At 41.0% G+C, this 16,036-nt stretch carries 15 protein-coding genes; 7 read left to right on the forward strand and 8 right to left on the reverse strand.

From position 1 onward, the window contains the following. The first annotated feature begins 19 nt into the window (after positions 1–19). From JWV37_RS05305 to JWV37_RS05325, 5 genes are all read left to right on the forward strand, one after another. Positions 20–691 carry a response regulator transcription factor gene (locus JWV37_RS05305; RefSeq protein WP_205458734.1) on the forward strand — a complete coding sequence of 224 codons (672 nt, stop codon included), beginning with the start codon at positions 20–22 and terminating at the stop codon, positions 689–691. Beyond that, positions 688–1,938, forward strand: coding sequence for an ArsS family sensor histidine kinase (locus JWV37_RS05310; RefSeq protein WP_205458735.1), 1,251 nt, complete (start codon positions 688–690; stop codon positions 1,936–1,938). The genes JWV37_RS05305 and JWV37_RS05310 overlap by 4 nt, the downstream gene beginning before the upstream one ends. 28 nt (positions 1,939–1,966) lie before the next feature. Beyond that, a complete protein-coding gene (locus JWV37_RS05315; RefSeq protein ID WP_205458736.1) occupies positions 1,967–2,380 on the forward strand; it encodes a nucleotidyl cyclase domain-containing protein in 414 nt (137 codons plus the stop codon). 119 nt (positions 2,381–2,499) lie between these two features. After that, entirely contained in the window at positions 2,500–3,645 is a 1,146-nt protein-coding gene (ercA, locus tag JWV37_RS05320) for an alcohol dehydrogenase-like regulatory protein ErcA (RefSeq protein WP_240332036.1), read from the forward strand. Continuing rightward, positions 3,629–5,407, forward strand: a complete 1,779-nt coding sequence (locus JWV37_RS05325) for a sensor domain-containing protein (RefSeq protein ID WP_205458737.1) — start codon at positions 3,629–3,631, stop codon at positions 5,405–5,407. The genes ercA and JWV37_RS05325 overlap by 17 nt, the downstream gene beginning before the upstream one ends. A gap of 1 nt (position 5,408) precedes the next feature. Here JWV37_RS05325 and JWV37_RS05330 read toward each other — a convergent pair whose 3' ends face one another. Then, positions 5,409–6,611 carry an ABC transporter permease gene (locus JWV37_RS05330; RefSeq protein ID WP_369407658.1) on the reverse strand — a complete coding sequence of 401 codons (1,203 nt, stop codon included), beginning with the start codon at positions 6,609–6,611 and terminating at the stop codon, positions 5,409–5,411. A 9-nt stretch (positions 6,612–6,620) separates the two neighbouring features. Next, positions 6,621–9,224, reverse strand: coding sequence for a preprotein translocase subunit SecA (gene secA / locus JWV37_RS05335; RefSeq protein ID WP_205458738.1), 2,604 nt, complete (start codon positions 9,222–9,224; stop codon positions 6,621–6,623). A gap of 89 nt (positions 9,225–9,313) precedes the next feature. Between secA and lolA the strand changes: the two genes are divergently transcribed. Continuing rightward, on the forward strand, positions 9,314–9,814 hold the full coding sequence (lolA, locus tag JWV37_RS05340; protein ID WP_205458739.1) for a LolA-like outer membrane lipoprotein chaperone: 501 nt from the start codon (positions 9,314–9,316) through the stop codon (positions 9,812–9,814). A gap of 8 nt (positions 9,815–9,822) precedes the next feature. Here the strand turns inward: lolA and JWV37_RS05345 are convergent, their stop codons facing one another. From JWV37_RS05345 to JWV37_RS05370, 6 genes are all read right to left on the reverse strand, one after another. After that, the gene (locus tag JWV37_RS05345; RefSeq protein ID WP_205458740.1) at positions 9,823–10,215 is read right to left on the reverse strand and encodes a flagellar basal body-associated FliL family protein; all 393 of its coding nucleotides are present in this window, start codon (positions 10,213–10,215) and stop codon (positions 9,823–9,825) included. A gap of 101 nt (positions 10,216–10,316) precedes the next feature. After that, complete coding sequence (locus tag JWV37_RS05350; protein ID WP_240332037.1) at positions 10,317–10,487, reverse strand: YlcI/YnfO family protein; 171 nt, start codon at positions 10,485–10,487, stop codon at positions 10,317–10,319. A 387-nt stretch (positions 10,488–10,874) separates the two neighbouring features. Continuing rightward, positions 10,875–11,621 (reverse strand): nickel pincer cofactor biosynthesis protein LarB, encoded by a 747-nt coding sequence (gene larB / locus JWV37_RS05355; RefSeq protein ID WP_205458741.1) that lies wholly within the window; start codon positions 11,619–11,621, stop codon positions 10,875–10,877. Continuing rightward, positions 11,618–12,433 carry an ATP-dependent sacrificial sulfur transferase LarE gene (gene larE, locus JWV37_RS05360; protein WP_205458742.1) on the reverse strand — a complete coding sequence of 272 codons (816 nt, stop codon included), beginning with the start codon at positions 12,431–12,433 and terminating at the stop codon, positions 11,618–11,620. Before larE ends, larB begins: the two co-directional genes overlap by 4 nt. Beyond that, positions 12,417–13,640, reverse strand: coding sequence for a nickel pincer cofactor biosynthesis protein LarC (larC, locus tag JWV37_RS05365; RefSeq protein ID WP_205458743.1), 1,224 nt, complete (start codon positions 13,638–13,640; stop codon positions 12,417–12,419). The genes larE and larC overlap by 17 nt, the downstream gene beginning before the upstream one ends. A 9-nt stretch (positions 13,641–13,649) precedes the next feature. Next, positions 13,650–14,909, reverse strand: a complete 1,260-nt coding sequence (locus JWV37_RS05370) for a lactate racemase domain-containing protein (protein WP_205458744.1) — start codon at positions 14,907–14,909, stop codon at positions 13,650–13,652. A 137-nt stretch (positions 14,910–15,046) separates the two neighbouring features. On the opposite strand from JWV37_RS05370, the gene JWV37_RS05375 reads away from it, so the two are divergent. After that, positions 15,047–15,955: a LysR family transcriptional regulator gene (locus JWV37_RS05375; protein WP_205458745.1), complete on the forward strand. Its 909-nt coding sequence runs from the start codon at positions 15,047–15,049 to the stop codon at positions 15,953–15,955. Positions 15,956–16,036: the final 81 nt, after the last annotated feature.

Raw genomic sequence — 16,036 nt, forward strand, 5'->3', positions numbered from 1 at the left:
CCCCAATTAAAGGAGTGGCATGACGCAGATTTTAATGATTGAAGATGATTTGGAGCTTGCTGAAATCCTCACCGAATACCTCGAACAATTTGATATTAAAATTACCACTGCCCACGACCCCTACATTGGCATATCAACCCTTGATACAGGCAAATTTGACTTGCTTATCCTGGACCTCACACTTCCGGGTATTGACGGGCTCGATGTGTGCAAAGAAATCCGAAAAAAACACACTATCCCCATCATCATTTCCTCAGCTAGGCATGACATTACCGACAAGGTAACCGCCCTTGAAAATGGCGCGGATGACTACCTTCCAAAACCCTACAACCCCAGAGAGCTGGAAGCGCGCATCAAAAGCCACCTCAGGCGTCACACACTTTCGCACACACCACAGGAGAGTGTTTGTGACCTTATCCTTGATGAGTACCAAATGAGCATCACCCACAAAGGGGTGCCCCTGCATCTTACTGCAGCTGAGTATGGCATTTTGAGCTACTTGATGAAAAAAGAAGGGGGCGTTGTTTCTCGGGAAGAACTTATCTATAACTGCGAAGCCATTAACGAAGAAACCACCAATAAAAGCATCGATGTTATCATTGGAAGAATCCGACAAAAACTAGGTGAAAACCCAAAATCCCCTAAACACATTCATGCAGTACGTGGCGTTGGGTACAAATTTCTCAAATGATTCGCTCCTCAGTTTTTTACAGCATCACGTTTATCTTTTTTCTCTCCACGGCGAGTATTTTTTTGGCTTTTTTGTGGCTCATGGAATACGATAAACAAAACTACACCAATGAGCTCAACACCAAGTACTCTATCGTAGCAAGAGCCACCCTCTTTCACCTTAATAACTTCATCACCAACGAAGAGCTTGATGAGCAAGTAAACGACTACAAAATGACCGAAATCAGCGACTCGGAAAAAAAAGAAGATATTATTGCAAACGCACAAGTCATTGAAGAGATTCAAGCCAAAATCGGTAACAGCTCCATTCTTGTTCACAACAAAAATCATTACCTCAAAATCACCCACAACAGCACAGTTTTGCTTCTTAAGGACGAGGATTATCAACCTTACCGCTACGATGTCATTCGCATCATTTTCGCCAGTGTTTTTTTGATTTTGCTGGCGACATATATCTTTACCATTCGCAAACTCAAACCCCTGCGCAAACTCAAACAAGAGATTGATAAATTCGCCAGAGGGGATTTGGAAGAAGTTACATGTAATAGCACAGGAAGCGATGAAATTTCCGAAGTCGCTCTTGCCTTTTACAATGCCGTAGGCCAAATCAAAGCCCTCAACCAATCTCGCCAACTCTTCTTGCGCAATATCATGCACGAACTCAAAACACCTATCACCAAGGGAAGAATTACCGCAGAGATGGTGAGTCAAGAAAAGTACAAAACACGGCTTATTACGGTTTTTGAAAAACTCGAAACCTTGATTAACGAATTTGCCTCCATTGAGCGCATTACCTCAGGCATTGGCTTAAGCGATGTGGGTGAATACCGTTTGGTTGACTTGATTGATGAGGCAGTAGATTTAGCTATGGTAGAGGCCCAAAGCGTCCAGCGCAACATCTCAGAAGAGATAACACTACATGTAGATTTTAAACTTTTTTCCATCGCCCTTAAAAACATGATTGACAACGGCATCAAATACTCCAAAGAAAAACGCGTTAAAGTAGTGGCTGATAGCAACAGTATTCGTTTTATTAACCTAGGTGATCCGCTAGAACAGCCTTTTGAGCACTACCTTGAACCCTTTACACAAGGTGCAAATAGTACCAAAAGTTTGGGGCTTGGCCTTTATATTGTTGAAAATATCACCAAAGCCCACGGCCTCTCTTTAGCATACCGCCATCAAAACGGCTACAATGTATTTTACTTTGAAAAACTGGGCGTATTGATTGAAAATAGTGTACAATAACTCATAAATCTCCTACAAAGGTGGTTCCATGCCAAGCGTCGTCTTTGAAAAGCAAGATATTCACTCCCTCATTGAACACCACATCGCTCTCCTGGAAAGGTTTGACCTAAAAGACGAAGAGCCCTTCTCTCTTGTCTATTTTTCTTTGGCAAATGACCCGAAAATAGACTACGCCAAAATCCTTCAAAACATTCTTCGCAAAACCGATGCACTGTTTCAAGACAAGACTGACTTTATTATCTTACTCCCTAGCACAGACTGGAACGGAGCCACAGAGCTTCTTGCGGGAATCCAAGAGTTTCTAAGCCAGCCGCCCCATGATGCTATTGCCACCTATCCTGAAGATGGGCAAAACGCAAAAACCCTCATGCGTTCACTTTTTGAAAAAATAGAAGAAACACACGGATTTGAAGTTAAAGCCCTTTTAACAACAGGCGCCTAACAGCTTCCTTGGAATGTAACTTTTTGTAATGCATTGCTTTTAAAAATAGCCCTTTTACAGGAGCGCTAAAGCCCTTTTTGTTACAATAGTTCGCAATACCGCAGGAGAGGCTAACCATCATGGAACCCATTGAACTTAATTTGCGCAAATGCGTCGCACCTGAATTTATTTTTGGCACGGGTGCAAGAAAACTTGCGGGGTCATATGCGCGCAACCTTGGCATGCGCCACCCTCTTTTGGTAACCGACCCCACTGTTCGTAAAACCCCATGGTTTAGGGATGTGATTAACGCTCTTGAGAGCGCAGGGATTGAGTACCTTGTGTTTGATGATGTGGTTCCCAACCCTCGCGACACCAATGTTACTGATGGTGTCGCTTGCTACAAAACACACTACTGCGATGGTATTATTGCCCTTGGAGGCGGTAGCCCTATGGATTGCGCCAAAGCTATTGGTATTGTTGTGGCCAATGGCGACACTATTACTGCTTTTGAAGGTGTGGATCAAATTATTCGGCCACTTCCTCCCCTCATTTGCATTCCCACCACAGCAGGAACCTCTGCGGACGTCTCTCAATTTGCTATCATTGTCGATTCTACTCGCAAAGTAAAAATGGCAATTATTAGCAAATCCATCGTCCCAGATCTAGCACTCATTGACCCCGAAACAACCCTTAGCATGGAACTTGATCTCTCGATTAACACAGGGCTTGATGCCCTTACTCATGCCTTTGAAGCATACGTCTCCAACGCCTCCTCTACTTTTACGGATATGTATGCACTTCAATCCATCGAATACCTCTTTAAGGGACTTCCTCAAATGGTTACCAATCCGAATAACATGGAAGCCAGAGGCGCTATTATGATGGGAAGTCTTTTGGCAGGTCTTGCTTTTTCCAATGCAAGCTTAGGTGCAGTACACGCCATGTCTCACAGCCTTGGCGGCCAAACAGATTTGCCTCACGGCCTTTGCAATGCTATCTTACTAGACCATGTTGTTGAGTATAATTACCCTTATGCTGGAGAAAAGTACAAGCGTATTGGTACAGCAATGGGGAAAAATCTTAAAAATAAAGCAGACCTTTTATCAGCCTTGCGTGATTTTAAAGTTTCTTTGGGGTTTGTGGCAACACTGGGCTCCACAGGACTCGCACCAAACCTGCTACCCACACTGGCAATAACGGCCGCACAAGATGCTTGTATTGTCACCAATCCAAAAACACCCACCACTCAGGAAATTGAGCGCATCTATGAAAAAGCCTTTTGAATCACCCCAATCCCTAAGGGATAAAATTATCGGACTTGGAGAACATTCCATCCGAAAGCATTATTACACTTCCTTGCAAGAACAATTTGAAGAACTGGAACGCTTTCGTGCCATTTTAGATCAATCCAAGGAGATGATTTTTCTTGGAAAAGATGGCTTTTTTATGGATGCCAATCAGACTTCGGCAAGTTTTTTTAAGCTTCCCAAGGAAAAGATTATTGGCAGTGCGTACGCATCCTTGCTTCCAGCATGCATTACCAATAAAATCACTTACCTCTTGAGTGAAAAACAGTACAATTGCGCCCTCATGTTAGAGACTCAAATCAAGAAAGTTCCCATTGAGTTCACTCTCCAAATCATCCCCTTTCGCGATACACCTTATGTGGTTCTCTTTGGAACAGACATCACTGAACGCAAACAAGCAGAAGAGGAAATTCATCGACTGGGAAACTACGACCCCCTCACCCATCTCCCCAATAAAAATATGCTCAAAGAGCGTCTTTATGGACTTAAACAATCTTGCTCAAAAGGACAAGATTGTGGAGTTTCTTGCCAATACCAAGAGGGTTGCAAATACTCTGCTCTTTTGCTTATCGATCTTGACCACTTCAAAGAACTAAACGACACCGAGGGCCATAACCAAGGCGACCTTTTCCTAAAGGAATTAACAAGGCGCCTTGGAGGTTTGTTGGCGCGCGGGGATTTTCTTTGTCGCTTTGGGGGAGATGAATTTATTGTACTTATGGAGTCTTTACATGTAGACCTCGCGCAAGCTATTTCTCTAGTGGAGTCTTGCGCCTATGCCATCAAGACGAGTATTAATCAACCTGTTTTACTGGGCCATACAACACACCTGTGCTCCTCTTCTATTGGTGTGGTTATTTTTCGCAAAGGACAGCAAGATGATGTCATCAAACAAGCAGAAATCGCCATGTATGAAGCGAAAAATTCAGGAAGAAATACTATTCGTTTTTATGACCCCAAAATGCAAGAAGCCATCAAATACAAAGTTGCTATAGAAACAAGTCTCAAGCGCGCACTCAAAAAAAATGAATTAGAGCTTTATTACCAGCCCAAGGTTGATGATGCACAAACAATCATTGCCCTTGAAGCCCTCGTGCGCTGGAATCACCCCGAAAGAGGTTTTATCCCTCCTTCTGAATTTATCCCTTTAGCGGAGGAAAATGGTTTAATTATCCCACTGGGTGCTTGGGTAATTAAAACAGCATGTTTGCAACTGGCCCGCTGGTCATTAGAAGAAAAAACATCTTCTTTAACTATAGCGGTCAACCTTAGTATCAAACAACTTCAAAGCGATAATTTCGTAGCAACTGTTGAAAGAATTCTCAAATCAACCAAGTGTCCCAAAGGGAAACTTATTTTTGAAATCACGGAAACCTTATTCATGGGCGATGTGGACGCCATTGTCTCTAAAATGCGCAACATTAAAGAGATGGGTGTGCATTTTTCGATAGATGATTTTGGAACAGGGTATTCCTCTTTGAGTGCCATCAAAAAAATCCCTCTCGATGAGCTTAAAATTGACCAAAGTTTTACCCAAGACATCAAGAGTACCGACGATGAAGCTGTTATTATTCACACTATTATCGGAATGGCAAAAAACCTTGGGCTTCGTGTTGTGGCCGAAGGGGTCGAGACTAACGCACAATTTGAGTTTTTAAAAAATGCAGGGTGCCATGTTTTTCAAGGCTATCTCTTTAGTAAACCACTGCCCTTTGAAGCTTTAAAAAAAATACTCTAGATTACTCATTGCGTAGGGTTTCTAGCACATTCACTTGCGTTGCTTTTTTGGCTGGATAATAAGACGAAAAAGCAACGACGCCACCTGCTCCAAGGACAATCAACCAAAAATCTTTCAAAGAGAGTTCTAGCGGAAGCCTTGCCGAACCGTACACATCCGCAGGGAGATTAACAATATCAAAAGATCCCAAAAGCCAAATGCCAAGCCCGCCAAGACAAACCCCCAGCAAAACACCGCTTCCGCCAATGATAATGCCTAAAATAAAAAAGGTTTGCTTGATTTCGCGCTTGTAAACCCCCAAAGAAAGCAACAAGGCAATCTCCTGACGGCGGTTCATAACAGTCATAAGGAGTGAACTGATGATATTTAAAGAAGCAACCAAAATAATAAGCATCAAAACAATAAACAAAGCACGCTTTTCAAGGGCAAGAGCTGAGAAAAAATTTCCATTTTGTTGCCACCATCCCACGGCGCGTAAATGAGAAGGAAGAATGGCTGAGAGGATTTCAATATCCTTAAAAGGGTCGCTAGAGTGCAAATGCACCCCATCATACGCTCCCTCAGCGTAGCCAAGCACCTTCGCAAGAGAACTAACGGGCGTATACATGTATGTTTTATCATACGCCAAAAGACCTGATTGAAAAGTAGCCTTATGGGAAAAACGCTTCATTTTTGGCATTAAAGAGAGACCACCAGGCTCAGCGTGGGTAAACAACACCATTAGTCGCTCGTCTACCTCTAGCAGGAATTCATCTACGATTCCCTTGCCAGCCAAAAATTCAAACTCCTCCAGTGTTGCTTCGCCCATTCCCTCAGCCACAACGGTGTTGATGTGTTTTTCTTTTTCCATATCCACCCCGAACATCAAAGCGCCTTCAAGTTTTTGGCCACGTCGCAGCATGACTTGGGATGAGATATAGGGACTGGCTTTAAGATGAGGCATTTGGTCTAAAATTGCCTCCACATCTTTTACATGTACGCCTCCGGGCATAAAAGTCGTCACTGTAATGGGGTAGTTCATTGTGAAAAGTTTGCGTTGGAACTCTTTATCAAAACCATTCATGATGGCCATAGCAACAAGCAACACCATCACACCGACAGCTACGCCCAAAAAAGCCAAAAAAGCACTAATAGAGATAAAGGGTTGGCTTTTGTCAAAGCGGAGGTATTTGGAAACCAAAAACCTCCTAATGTCGTGATTCACCTACTTCCCTTACGCCAAAATACCGCGTTTTGGGCCACTTTTTCCGCAACAGACTTTGTATTTTTTACCACTACCGCATGGGCATGGGTCATTACGGGGGATTTTTTTCTCTACTGCGCCCTCTGTGCTAGCCGACTCGTGCTCCAAGCGCGCACCTTCGTTTTGTTGCGCCTCCATGCGTCGAATCATCTCTTCCATTTTAGCCCGCTCTTCCTCGGCTTTTTCATCGCGCAAACGGATGCGCTGCAGGGTTTTAATGCTTTCGAATTTAATGCGCTCTACCAACTCCATAAAAAGATTATAGCTCTCTTTTTTGTACTCAGTCAGGGGGTCTTTTTGGTTGTATCCGCGAAGCCCAATGCCTGTTTTCAGGATATCCATTTGATACAAATGCTCTCGCCATGCGTTGTCAAGCACTTGAAGGTATAAAATACGTTCAATTTCATGACGTTGCACTTTGTCTACTACAGCCATTTTTGTCTCATAATTTTCTTTGAGTTTGGCTGTAACTTCTTCCAAAAGCACATCATAATCCAACCCTTTAAGGCTTTGCGCGTCCAAAGCAAGACCCATGTCGTTTTGTATCAAAGCACTTAGTCTCTCTAGGTCATACTCTTCCTTGAGTCCACCCTCAAAAATCTCTGCACGTTGCAGTGCGCCTGCGACGTATTCTAAACGAATTTCTTCAATCTTCCCCTCAATGTTATACTCAGGATTAAGCAAATCATTGCGGAAATTGTAAATTGTTTTGCGCTGTTGATTTGCCACATCATCATACTCAAGCAAATGCTTTCGGGATTCAAAGTGCAGGTTTTCCACTTTCTTTTGGGCATTTTCTACCGCGCGTGTTACCATACGCGATTCGATACTCTCGCCTTCTTCAATCCCAAGCCGTTCCATGATGGCTTTAATGCGATCGCTCCCAAAAATGCGGAGTAAATTATCTTCTAGGCTTAGATAAAACCGGCTTTGCCCAGGATCCCCTTGGCGTCCTGCGCGTCCGCGAAGCTGGTTATCAATCCGTCTGCTCTCGTGGCGTTCTGTGGCAATGATATACAACCCACCCAAAGCTTTGACTTCGTCGGTGAGCTTAATGTCCACCCCGCGTCCAGCCATATTTGTAGCAATGGTTACCGCCCCTTTAATGCCAGCATTTTGGATAATTTGTGCTTCTTTTTCATGGTTCTTGGCATTCAATACCGCATGGGCTATCTTTTCTTTTTTAAGCAATGCATGCAAATGCTCACTCTTTTCAATCGACGCTGTTCCCACAAGTACGGGCTGACCTAACACATTGGCACGCTTAATCTCTTCAACAACGGCCGCAAATTTTTCTCTTTCTGTTTTATAAATAAGATCATTTTTATCTTCACGAACAACTGTTACATTGGTGGGAATCGAAACAACATTGAGCTTATAAATCTGCGCAAATTCCGTTGCTTCGGTTTGGGCCGTGCCTGTCATACCTGCGAGTTTTTCATACATGCGAAAATAGTTTTGAAAAGTAATGTCTGCTAACGTTTGAGACTCTTCTTGAATCGCTACGCCCTCTTTTGCCTCTAAGGCCTGGTGTAATCCTTCACTAAAACGACGCCCTTCACTCAAACGCCCCGTAAATTCATCAACAATGATAACCTCACCCTCTTTGACCACATAGTCCACATCTTTTTCAAACAGGTTTTGCGCTTTTAAAGCTTGGTCAAGGTGGTGAGAAAGAACGGCATTTTCCATGCTGTAAAGATTGTCGACCCCAAACAACTCTTCTGCTCTTGTGATACCCTCTTCCGTCATCACAATAGTACGGTTTTTTTCATCGACCGTAAAATCACCGTTGGATGGCTCGCCTTCTTTGGGAATTTCACCTCGTGTTAGTTTTGCCGCCACATCATTGGCTCGCTTGTAGCTATCTAGTGTGCGGTTGGTTGGACCAGAGATAATTAGCGGCGTACGTGCCTCATCGATTAAAATGGAGTCAACCTCATCTACAATGACATAATGGTGTTTGCGCTGGGCTTTGTCTTTGGCGTGGTATTTCATGTTGTCACGCAAGTAATCAAACCCAAATTCATTGTTTGTGCCGTAGGTGATATCGGACTCATACTGTGCTTTGCGCAATGCCTCATCGTGCAATCCTGCGACAATCACGCCAACGCTTAGACCCAAAAATTCGTAAATTTTACCCATGTCTGCCGCGTCACGCTTGGCCAAGTAATCATTCACCGTAACAACATGCACTCCTTTGCCCGTCATGGCATTAAGCACCACCGGAAGGGTTGCTACCAGAGTCTTTCCCTCACCCGTTTTCATTTCGGCGATATTGCCCTCATGCAACACCAACCCACCAATGAGCTGCACATCAAAATGGCGCATCCCCGTGGTGCGTTTGCTCACTTCCCTAACAATAGCAAACACATCTGTCAACACGGAATCTAAAGTTGCTTTTTCTTCATTGACACGTTTTTTCAATACCGCAAAGGCTTCTTTTAAACCCTCATCATCCATTGCCTCATAAGTGCTCTCAAGGGCATTAATAGCTTCAACACGCTTTTTGTAACGCTTAACTTCTCGGTCGTTTTGGGTCCCAAATAACTTTTGGGCAAATTGTAAAAACATGAATTTACCTTACATTTTTTGGGGCGATTGTAACACACTTTACCCCTGCGTTGAATAAAACCTGCTAAAATGCGACAAAAGGAGAAAAAATGCGTATTTTATGGTTACTACTTTTGGGATTATCCTTGCATGCGAGTGCGTTTGAGACCCTTTCGAGCACATTCAAACAAACCCTAAGTTCCCCTGAGGGAACGACGATTGTTTACCACGGCACCCTTCATGCCAATGCCCACAACCAAGCCCTATGGTCCTACACGCAACCCATTGAAAAGCAGATTTATTTTAATGATACCGCAGTGCTGATTGTTGAACCCGAGCTCGAACAGGCCATCAGCACTTCCTTGGAGACGACTCAAAATTTGGCGCTTTTTTTGCAAGAAGCCTCTGGCAAAAAAACGCACACCGTTGAGCACGAGGGGGTGGTTTACACCATCACCTTTCAAGACAATCTCCCCTACACGGTGACGTATCAGGATGTTTTGGAAAATAACGTTGTTATTGAATTTTCAAACGTCGAGCTAAACGAACCTTTACCTTTGGATATTTTTCTTCCTCATGTTCCTTCGCATTTTGATAAAATCCGTCAATAACATTTGCATTAGGGCTTAACGCACAGCCCTTCTCGCTTTAGGGCTTCGATGATTTCTTCAACCTTTGGGTTTTTTACTAACCCTAATGCATGGATATAAACCGCATCAATGTCCACCCCGTGTTCTTTAGCGCTAAAGCTTCTAAGGGTTTGTTTTAACGACTCCTTGCCTTTAGAAGTAAGCAAATCTTCGGCAAAAAAACTGCCGATCACCACATTGAGCGCATCGACAACTTTAAAACTCTCTTCTTCTACATAGCGCCCTTCAATCATCAAATCCATGCTGATTTTCAGGGTTTCAAGGTTGCCTTTCTTACTGTACAGGTCACTCTCAAATTTTTCCAAGTGCAAAGTTTGCGCCCACAATCCCAAGGGGATAAGTCCCAAAAATAACCATTTCATTGTTTTCCTTTGTTTTTAGTAGACTTCTTTGTCGATTTCTTCTAATTCTTTAAAAGTAGCCTTAGGAATAATAATTTTAAACATCAGCTTAGTCCAAGCCTTTATGCTACCTCTTCAAGAGAATAAACTTCAGTTTTTCCAGCTTTAAACGCATCGATTCTTTTGTCTGAAATCATTTCATCAAATATATCAAAATACGTACTTACTGCTTTCTCGATGATGCAAGTGCGTGAATACTCAAGTTCGCGCGCACAAGAGTCTAAATCAGCCAATAAGTTTTCATCCATTCTAAATGTTTATAGCTTTTTTCATCGCGTGTCTTTTTGTATCTACATTCTACTACAAAAGTTTATAAACTGTTAACAGAACCCCAATCCAATCTCGTGCTTACATGTAAGGCATAAAATACCTTTATGCGCGAATGTACTGTTCGATCTCCAATAAATAGAGGCAGGCCGCTTAATTTAAACTTCTTTACGTGCACAACCCCTCAGACTCTCTTCAACCTTGAATGCGCAAAATGGCAGTGGTTGTATTTTGATTGCTTAAAGGCAAAGAGATTTACGATACCAGTAGATTTCCAAGGGTGAATGAAAAAAGAATGACTTGAAGTTGAAAATTAAGGGAGATGAAAGGTGAAAACCCTTTTTTAGCGCTTATCATAAATGATTGATGATGCTAGCGCTATAGGCAGCTCCAAAGCCATTGTCGATATTTACCACACTTACACCACTGGCACAACTATTAAGCATTGAAAGAAGAGCGGCCATACCTCCAAAGCTAGCACCATAACCCACACTGGTTGGCACAGCAATAACAGGTTTATCAACAAGTCCACCGACAACACTAGCAAGTGCGCCTTCCATGCCAGCTATCACAATGACCACTCTTGCATTTTGAATGATATCCAAATGTGCAAATAGACGATGAATCCCTGCTACACCCACATCTACAACTTTTTTGACATGATTTCCCAAGATTTTTGCGGTTTCGTAAGCTTCCTCTACAGCATAAAGATCTGATGTTCCTGCTGCGATAATTGCGATATAACTTTTCGGTGGAACGATATGTTCACGCTCAATTGTAATGGTTCTTCCTATAACATTGTATTTAGCTTCTGGTGCTATTGTTTTGACGGCACCATATGCTTGCTCGTTCGCACGAGTAATTAAAATATTGCTCTTTTTATCTAAAAGTTTTTGAGCAATTTGAGCAATTTGATCTGGTGTTTTTCTCTCTCCATAAATGACTTCTGGATAGCCCAAACGAATTTGCCTGTGATGATCAATCTTTGCGAAATCAATATCTTCAAAAGGAAGCGACTTCATTTTTTTCAGTGCATTTGCGATACTTATATCATCATTTTTAACTGCTTTTAAAAGCTTTTCAATTGTTTGTTCATTCATTTTGATGTTTCCTTTGAAAGGTGTAAAGATTCTGCAATTGAGTCATGTCTGTAGCCTTCAACATCAAGGGTTACATGTAAAAATCCCAATGATTTAAGATGGGCTCTTAAAACGTTCAGTCTAGCATCACTAAGAAAACGAATCATCTCGTTTTCTGGCATCTCGATCCGGGCCAACCCATCCTCATAGCGCACACGAAGCTCGCCATACCCTTGTCTTATCATATATTCTTCAGCGGCACCGACTTTATGAAGTGCTTTTTCCTCTACTTTTTTATCGTATGGAAAACGGGTTAACAAACAGGCATAAGAGGGTTTACTCCAAGTACTCAGACCCAAATCATGAGAAAGTACGCGAATCTCACTTTTAGTAAGCCCTGCCTCCAAAAGAGGTGTTTTAATACCAAGCTCACCCAGTGCCGCACGGCCTGGTCTAAATTCTTTAGTATCATCCACATTGCTACCCTCAGCAATAGCATTTAAACCATTTTCTTGCGCCTCTAAAAGGAGTGAAGAAAAGATAGTACGTTTGCATATATAGCATCTGTTTTTTGGGTTGTTGTGTAAAATTTCATTCCATGGCTTTTGTACTACTTTATGTTTGGCACCTATTTCTTGTGCAATTTTTTGAGCATCTTTGATTTCCCAGTCTGCAATATAAGGTGTTGAGACCGTAATACCAATGACTTTTTCTCCCAAAACATCATATGCAACTTTAAGCAAAAATGCACTATCAACGCCACCCGAAAAGGCGACAACAAGACTCTCATAGGAAGATATTATCTGGATTAAATGTTTATATTTTTGATGCATAGTTGTTATTTTTCATCATCGCTTTGGTGACACTATCGTACAGGGTAGAGATAGGAACTTTATGCTGTAACGCAGCTTTTTTACACTCTTCATATTCTGCTTTGTATTTGAGCAATTTACCCTGAGAAAAAACACATTTAATGCTAATTTCACCATATGGGGTAGAGATAGTTTTGATTTCTCGATCCAGCATAATCTTTTGAATGGTTGATCGCCTAAGGCCTATCGAAGAAGTTTCAGCAAAGATGATTTCAATCATTTTTGCCTCTTCTTGAGCGTTTACTAAAACGCTAAGCTTAACGCCTAAACGATTTTTCTTAGTCATAATGGCAGTCGTGTAAACATCTTTTGCCCCTGCATCAAAAAGTCTCTCTTGGACATAGGAGAGGATTTCAGGACTCATATCATCAATGTTGGTTTCTAAAATGATTTCTTCGGGTATGTTTTCAACTTTTTCTTCTATTGTGCCCAAGCAAATACGCAAAATATTGGGGATAGTAAAATCTTTATGGCCGATGCCATAACCTATCTTTTCGATGGTTAAGGCGGGGTTTACTGCGTACGTATCCACATTGGTTTTAATGATAGTTGCACCTGTGGGCGTTGTTGTTTCAAAAGGCACGCGTCCAAAAGTTACAGGAATGTTTTTTAAAATTTCAAGTGTAGCGGGTGCTGGAACGGGCAATGTTCCATGAGCGCACTGTACAAATCCACTGCCGAGCTCTATTTTTGACGCTATAATTTTATCTACATGTAAAGCTTCCAAGCAAATAGCAGAACCTACAATATCAACAATGGAGTCCACTGCACCCACTTCATGAAAAGTAACTTCCAAAGGCTCTTTTCCATGAATTTTTGCCTCAGCCATGGCTACGCACCAAAACATTTTAATGCTTCGTGCTTTAACATTCTCACTAAGTGCGCTCTTTAAAATCATCGATTCAATGCACTTAAATGTACGATGTTCATAGGGGTGCGTGTGAGTATGCCATACTCTATGATGGTTGTGTGTCAATGAAATATTTACTTTAGTACCACAAATGCCCATTTTATTTGTTTTTTGAATAGTGAGCGTAAACTCATGATTTAAAGAAAGTTTTGAGAGCTCTTCTTTTAAATAATGACTATCCACCCCTAGATCTAGCATAGCTCCAAGGTGCATATCACCACTAATGCCGCTAAAACAGTCATAATAAAGAACTCTCACACTTTATCCTTATGTATTTGCCAATTTTGGAACAGTAATCGAGCCAAAAGGAAGCACAATGATGCTTGCATCCTTACCTTTTTCTTTAATAGCATCCTCTAGAGCAATGGATAAATCATGGTAAGGCTTCAAATGTACCGCTTTCATTTCTTCATCACTAAGCTCACTCACCGCCCAACTTTGGGCCCAAAGGTTTATCTCCGCCATTTTTGCTGCCTTGTGATAACCTAGTTTATAACCACATTTGATTTTATCCAGTACTGCTTGTGCACAATGTGCGGAACTCATAAGTTTGAAAAAACCTTCTTCGCCAATACCTGTACGACATTTTGCAACCATGATAAGAATACCATTTTCCTTAAGCGCCAACTTCCCATTATCCAGTGCTTTTTGAGACTGGTAAAGGTCGATGTCCATAGGATAAGGGGCAACAGAAATGACAATATCTGCTTTTTGTGGAATGTTTACACAAAAAACTTCATCTGCCTTATCGATACCTGCATAAAAAGAATTGCTCAAATCACCAGCTTTTACAGCACAAATATCATGGTCGCTATCAAGAACAGTCATAATGGCAAAAATATCAATATGCCCTAAAACACTCATCGCATCCATCATGTCTTCATGCACAGGATTACCTTTAAGGGAAAGTGCTTGTGCATTTGGATGTAGCGCTAAGAGGTGATTTTGTGTGATTGTGTCGTACGCCGCAACACCTGGTAAAAAAGCTTTTCGACCACCAGTGTAGCCTGCAAAATAGTGTGGCTCAACCGACCCAATGGCACATACTTTTTTAGCTTCGGCCACAATTTTATTGAGATACATCTGTGTACCATTGGTCGATTTACCAAGATAGACCATTTCATCCTTGCGAGCATCATGACTCCAAAGACGATTTTTTACATGCAAATCTTCATAAATCTCTTTTCCTAAAATAAAATGCCACTCCTCTTCTGTTGGAGCTCTATGGCAACCCGTAGCGACAATAAAGAAAATATCCTTATCTTTGATTTTTGGATAGATACGCGCAAGTACTTTACGGGTAGGAGTAGGACGAGTTCCATCATTAACGATAAAGATGATGCGCTCATCAGTATCGATAAATACATCAAATGCTTCTTTATTAAGGGGATAAAGAAGGGCTTCGTCAATGGCTTGGTTATAATCAATTTTTTCAACACAGTTTGGACTATAGACACCTATTAACTGTTTATCACTTATATCTAAATCAAATTTTTCATCTTTCCCATAACTGACACTAACTTTCATATATATCCTTTTTAATTAAAGCTGAATCATTGAAAAAATATTACCACAAAGGAATATATTGGTCAAATACTATTAATATTATATAATTAATAGTATTTTTACTATAATGTACAAATCTATTTTTCAAGGTAGCTTTTATGAGTCTTCGACAATTAGAATACATGTTAAAAGTAGCAGAAGAGCAAAGCTTTACAAAAGCTTCATTAAAATTGAAAATTGCCCAACCATCGCTAAGCCAATATATTTTAAATTTAGAGCAAAATCTAGGTGTCATATTATTCAATAGAACTACCAATCCTATTACCCTAACCCATGCAGGAGAGGTGTTTAGTGTAAAAGCACAAGAAATATTAAGATTAAATAGAGAATTAACGATGCAAATGCAAGATATTGCTGGATTAAAAAAAGGTAAATTAAAATTAGGTATTTCTCAAACAGGGGCCGATTTTATACCAAAAGTGTTGTCCTCTTTTAATCAAAAATTTCCTGATGTTGAAATTGAATTAATTGAAGCATACTCTTCAAGAGAAATGGAAAAGATATTGCAAGACAATGTGATTGACATAGGAACTCTTATTTTGCCTATAGAGGCAGACAATATGTCTTACGATGTCATCCAAGAAGAGCGCTTTTTAATTGCTCTTCCGATCAATCATCCGCTGGTTGGCCAAATAAGGAAAAGGCCCAATGAAGCATATCCGGAGATTTCCCTGCATCTTTTGAAAAATGAACAGTTTGTACTTCCTAAAGCATCTTTGAGAATACGCTTAATTTTTGATAAGGTTTTTCATGAAGCAGGGTTTGTCCCAAATATTTTATGCCAAACACAAACAATGGATGTAGCCAATACTATTGTTGCTTCTGGTATGGGTGTGTGTTTTTCTTTGCCTCAAAACATTAGGGTTGGCATTAAGGATAAATTAGCACTATTTTCAATAAGCAATTCCCTTGTTGTTAGAACTTTAGTTTTAGCCCATAAAAAAGAAAAGTATCTTCCTGAGATTGCACTTGAGTTTTTGGCTATTGCTAAAAAATACACGAAATAATTTTAGTGAGTATTGGAATATTAAATGTATTTTAATTTCCATTTTTACTGAAATCAATATACAAAAGCGAGCTGCTAAAAT

It is taken from the genome of Sulfurospirillum tamanense (assembly GCF_016937535.1).
GTDB classification, from domain to species: Bacteria; Campylobacterota; Campylobacteria; order Campylobacterales; family Campylobacteraceae; genus Sulfurospirillum_B; species Sulfurospirillum_B tamanense.